This is a genomic window from Acinetobacter sp. USHLN143 (genome assembly GCF_037145695.1).
In the GTDB taxonomy this organism is placed as follows: domain Bacteria; phylum Pseudomonadota; class Gammaproteobacteria; order Pseudomonadales; family Moraxellaceae; genus Acinetobacter; species Acinetobacter fasciculus.
In genome coordinates, this window is the sequence record NZ_JBBCWZ010000121.1 from 1 (window position 1) to 4,916 (window position 4,916).

At 37.4% G+C, this 4,916-nt stretch carries 5 protein-coding genes; 4 read left to right on the forward strand and 1 reads right to left on the reverse strand.

Translation table 11 applies throughout. The annotated features are described in order from the left end of the window. Positions 1-215: 215 nt before the first annotated feature. Genes WFH18_RS16725 through WFH18_RS16735 form a run of 3 tightly spaced genes read left to right on the forward strand, consistent with a single transcriptional unit; the run spans position 216 to position 3,271 of the window. On the forward strand, positions 216-2,027 hold the full coding sequence (locus tag WFH18_RS16725; RefSeq protein ID WP_121980232.1) for a copper resistance system multicopper oxidase: 1,812 nt from the start codon (positions 216-218) through the stop codon (positions 2,025-2,027). Beyond that, positions 2,014-2,352, forward strand: a complete 339-nt coding sequence (locus WFH18_RS16730; RefSeq protein WP_103800917.1) for a hypothetical protein — start codon at positions 2,014-2,016, stop codon at positions 2,350-2,352. Before WFH18_RS16725 ends, WFH18_RS16730 begins: the two co-directional genes overlap by 14 nt. After that, positions 2,339-3,271, forward strand: a complete 933-nt coding sequence (locus WFH18_RS16735) for a copper resistance protein B (RefSeq protein WP_103800916.1) — start codon at positions 2,339-2,341, stop codon at positions 3,269-3,271. The genes WFH18_RS16730 and WFH18_RS16735 overlap by 14 nt, the downstream gene beginning before the upstream one ends. Positions 3,272-3,520: 249 nt before the next feature. Here WFH18_RS16735 and WFH18_RS16740 read toward each other — a convergent pair whose 3' ends face one another. Then, positions 3,521-3,850: a four-helix bundle copper-binding protein gene (locus tag WFH18_RS16740; RefSeq protein ID WP_004641881.1), complete on the reverse strand. Its 330-nt coding sequence runs from the start codon at positions 3,848-3,850 to the stop codon at positions 3,521-3,523. Between the two features lie 778 nt (positions 3,851-4,628). On the opposite strand from WFH18_RS16740, the gene WFH18_RS16745 reads away from it, so the two are divergent. Then, positions 4,629-4,916: type II toxin-antitoxin system RelE/ParE family toxin (locus tag WFH18_RS16745; RefSeq protein ID WP_336755314.1), on the forward strand; the 288-nt coding region annotated here is incomplete at its 3' end.

Sequence of the window (4,916 nt, forward strand, 5' to 3'; positions counted from 1 at the left end):
TGGATGTCTGGTGATTTGTAGTCATAAATTTTAGTCCCCACTTGTTTTTAAGTGGGGACTAAATTAAGGCTTATAGGACGAATTCATAAGGTGTGTTCAGCGGACGCTTACAATACATCAAATAAATAATTTTATAAAAGCAGGAAAGGAGTATTGGAGCTAACGATAAGGATTGCCTTAATACTCTAATCTGGTCTTTTTAACGGTGAGATAGAATGTCAAATAAGTTAAGTCATGTACTCTTAATTGGAGTTGGTTTATTTTCATCAACTTGGGTAATGGCGGCAGTTAAAGAATATGATTTAACAATCGCTGAACAAACTGTAAATATCACAGGAAAACCAGTTGAGAGAATTACCGTAAATGGTCAATTTCCTGCGCCTTTGCTTGAGTTTGAAGAGGGTGATGAAGCCATCATTCGCGTGAAAAATAATTTAAAAAACCAAGATTCTTCTATTCATTGGCACGGACTGTTGTTGCCGGGCATTATGGATGGTGTACCGGGATTTAATGGTTTTAACGGTATTAAGCCTCAAAGCGAGTATGTTTATAAATTCAAGATTCGCCAAAGCGGGACTTATTGGTATCACGCTCATTCTAAAGGACAGGAACAGGACGGCTTATATGGTTCTTTTGTGATTTATCCAAAAGGTAAAACACCATTGGCAGCACATGAAAAAGCTGAACGTGACTATGTGGTGATGTTGTCAGATTTTCATGAAAAAACCAGTGATCAAATTCAGAAAGATCTTAAAATTTCAGCTGAATATTATCAAGATCAGCGTGAAACCTTGGGTGATGTTTGGAAGCAGGTTAAACGTGATGGCATAAAAGCGACATGGTCTGACCGCAAAATGTGGAATCAGATGCGTATGCTAAAAACCGACATGTCGGATGTTACAGGTTATACCTTCCTCATTAATGGCAAAACACCTGAACAAAATTGGACAGGAATGTTTAAACCGAATGAAAAAATTCGCCTACGTTTTGTGAATGCATCTGCGATGTCTTTCTACGATGTCCGTATTCCTAACTTGAAAATGACTGTGGTCAGTGCTGATGGTCAGCCTGTAAAACCTGTTGCTGTGGATGAGTTTCGTATTGGCACAGCTGAAACTTATGATGTGATTGTGGAGCCCAAAGGCGGACATTATCAAATTGAAGCTGAGTCAATTGACCGTGCAGGCTATGCGATTGGTACACTGCACAATGAATTAAATCCTATGACACATGGCATTCATATGCCTGCACCACGTCCACGCTCACTTTTGACCATGGAAGATATGGGACATGGTGGCGGTGATCATGCAGGAATGGATCATTCGAAAATGAACCACGGCAATATGCAAGGCATGGATCACTCGAAAATGGATCATTCAAAAATGAACCATGGCGATATGCAAGGCATGGATCACTCGAAAATGGATCATTCACAGCATAGCGCAGTAAAACCGCAAAAAAATGATCAAGTGGTTTATGGTTGGGCAAATGCCTCTACACCTGCAGGTAATAAAGCCTTGCAATATAGCGATTTAAAATCGTTAGAGCCGCAAAAAGATACTCGTGAAGCCAGCAGTGAATTGGTCGTGCGTTTGGGCGGTACTATGGAACGTTATATTTGGACCATTAACGGTAAAAAATTTAGTGATGCTGAGCCGTTAAAAGTGAAATATGGCGAGCGTATCCGTATCAAATTTATTAATGACAGTATGATGGCGCACCCGATGCATTTACACGGTATGTTTATGCAGTTGGAGAATGGTCAAGAGTCGGTAGATATGCCAAATAAACACACATTGATCGTACCACCGGGTAAAACAGTTACGGCTTTATTAACTGCGGATGAATTGGGTGAATGGGCAATCCATTGTCATTTGTTGTATCACATGAGTGCGGGGATGATGAACAAGTTAATCGTGGCGAATGTTAGCGATGAACAAGTATCTACAACGCCAATTCAAGGTACAAATTCGACTCAAACTCACCAAGCAACTGAGCAAAAAGGAGCTGAACATGCACATCACTAATTTTGTATTGAAAGCGATTTTTTCTGTTGCGGTATTGAGTTTAACGACCTTAAGTGTGGCGCACGAAGGGCATCATTCAACTACTCAGAATAATGGGAAAAATATGCCATCAATGAATCATCAAGCCATGTCTGAGATGAATCATTCACAACATTCTGCACAAGAGCATGCACAACACATGCAGATGATGGGGAAAATGAATCATGCTGCACATTCAGCACCGATGAACCATCAACATGCAGGTCATCAGCCAATGCATCACAAATCAACAGAGAAACAGCAAGATCAAAAAGTACAGAAAGGAGATCAACATGCGCACCATTAATCTTTTTTCTAAAACTGTTTTAGCAAGCTCGTTGTTGATGATTAGCGCAGTGAGTTTGGCACATAATGGCGAAGATCATAGTGCACCTGCAAAAGTGACAGCTGCTGTTGCATCTTCTAGTCAAAATCAGTCGATACAAATGAACCATGGTCAGATGAATCATGCACAACATCAGGCAACATCTACGGTTAATCATTTACATCTTGTACCCGATGCGAATGCTCAGCAGAGTTTACATTATGATCATCGCTCAGAACACGGTGCGCAAATTTATGCGATTACGACGGTGGACAATAAGTGGCTTGTCAATGAAGATGGCACAGGCGGTTTAAAGTCAGAGTTTGAAACCCGTATTGGCACAGATGAAAATAAGGTTTTTATTAAAGTTCATGCCGATAAAGAAGAATCGCATGATGCACATTACGATGCCAAACTTTTATATAGCCGTATGATTTCAGACTTTTGGGATGCACAGATTGGTGCACGTTATCGCAGTGAAAAAGTTGAACTCGATGATCATCGCAAAGATACAGAAGAAAGTGTTGATGCGGTGATTGGCTTACATGGTATGGCGCCATATTTCTTTGAAACTGATGCTTATCTCTATGCGGGAGAAGACAGTTATGCGGGCTTTAGCCTAGAAACAGAACGTGATTTTCTGATTACGCAAAAGTTGATTATTCAACCCTATTTAGAGTTGGATGTGGTCTTTAGTGATGATTCTAAATATGCGAAAAAAACTGGTTTAAGCAGTGCGACAGCAGGGCTTGAAACTCGCTATGAAATCAGTAAAAAGATCATGCCGTATATTGACATTGGCTATGACTATTCAAAAGGGAATGATGGAACGTCGTGGCAAATAGAATCAAACTCTGAAAAAGGTTGGTTATATGGAGCAGGTGTTAGATTTAGATTTTAATTAATTTAATGAATACTAAATAGCTTCATTTAAATAAAACTCTAGCTTGATGCGGTCGGAAGCAAAATGTTAACTTATTTTGCTTCCTTCCACGATTTTAATCTTAATTTAGCTTAATTTGAAAATTCAATCCTTGTACTATATTAAATATTCAATACTCAGCCCAATATTATATTAAGCCATAGAAGTAAAAAACAATAGAAGTTATGACATCATAAGCCTAAATATAATTAACATTATTGAAGTATTTTACATGGCAATTTTTCGACATTCTTCTGCACACTGACGGCAAGCCTCAGCACATTTTTTACAATGATCATGTGAATGTTTTTCACACTCTTCCGCACAATATTCACAGATCTTAGCACAAAGCTCACAAATCTCTTTGAGGAAAGGTGAGTTATGTTGTTGCATACGCACACATAACTGACAAATATCTGCACATTCTAGACAACGTTGAATACATTCACGCATCATCTCTAAATCTTTTTCTTTTAAACAAGAAGTTGCACATTCAGTACAAATAAGTGAACAGTTTGTACATGCAGAAATACACTCTGAAAATTCCGTATTAATCATTTTTTACTCTCAATTTATAAAATCAAAGAAATAATTAAAACATAATTTTTTTCTACTAATTATTTTAAATTATTAGTAAATGTAATACATAATTTTAATTTATATGAATAATGTTAATTTTAACTAAATCTTATTTATATTCCAAATTATTAAAAAACAGTTTTTAATTAGGATAGATGATCAAGTATCAAAAGCAGCTATTCTTAAAATAACTACAATAATTTTATCACTTTAAAAATAGATTTTCCCTCTATTTAACATAATGGCGGTTATACGCAATACACTTGTATATTAATATAAATATCAATAACTTAATAAAAATAGAAAAATCCAAGAATGCCCAAAAATCCGATTTTGAAACAAGTCGGCTTTTTTATGAGCGGTTTTGATACTTCTTGCCAATAAATTTGACTAAAAAATAGTCAGTTTTGAGGTTTTTCAAATTTTATCAATGCCTCAATGTCCAAAATTATCCACATTTTTTGTGGATAAAATTTAGGCTATTTTGTAAGCCCTGGCTCATACCAATCTCGGCCCTTTGCTGCTATCCGCAATACTGGAAATTTCCTATCATGAAGACATAGAGAGCAGGATGCTCCAGATAAAAAGAATAAGATGAACAACAAGGAACGTGAGATCAGACAGGAGTCAGATCTAAGCGCCAAATATGGAAAAGCCCGACAGGATGTCGGGCTTTTTTATTGCCTATCCTTTCTCATTTGCAAAACAAACATAATGCCCCTAAAATATAGACTATAATCTATATTCTGGTTGTGGTATGTGGACAGTCATTACGACAGATCTATTTAATCAGTGGCTTGAACAGCAAGATGAACCTACACAAGAGAAGGTCCTAGCTGCCCTGGTTGTTCTACAGCAGCAGGGACCGAGTTTAGGCCGTCCTTTAGTAGATACTGTGTATGAGTCTAAATTTACCAATATGAAAGAACTGCGTGTTCAACATCGCGGTAGACCCTTAAGAGCTTTCTTCGCATTTGATCCCTTACGACAGGCTATTGTTCTATGTATTGCTGATAAAGGCGGTAAAAAGCGTTTTTATAAAGAC

Bases quoted from the DNA above. Each gene is read 5' to 3' on its own strand.
- WFH18_RS16725 (WP_121980232.1), top strand. From the start codon at position 216: ATGTCAAATAAGTTAAGTCATGTACTCTTAATTGGAGTTGGTTTATTT.
- WFH18_RS16730 (WP_103800917.1), top strand. From the start codon at position 2,014: ATGCACATCACTAATTTTGTATTGAAAGCGATTTTTTCTGTTGCGGTA.
- WFH18_RS16735 (WP_103800916.1), top strand. From the start codon at position 2,339: ATGCGCACCATTAATCTTTTTTCTAAAACTGTTTTAGCAAGCTCGTTG.
- WFH18_RS16740 (WP_004641881.1), bottom strand. From the start codon at position 3,850: ATGATTAATACGGAATTTTCAGAGTGTATTTCTGCATGTACAAACTGT.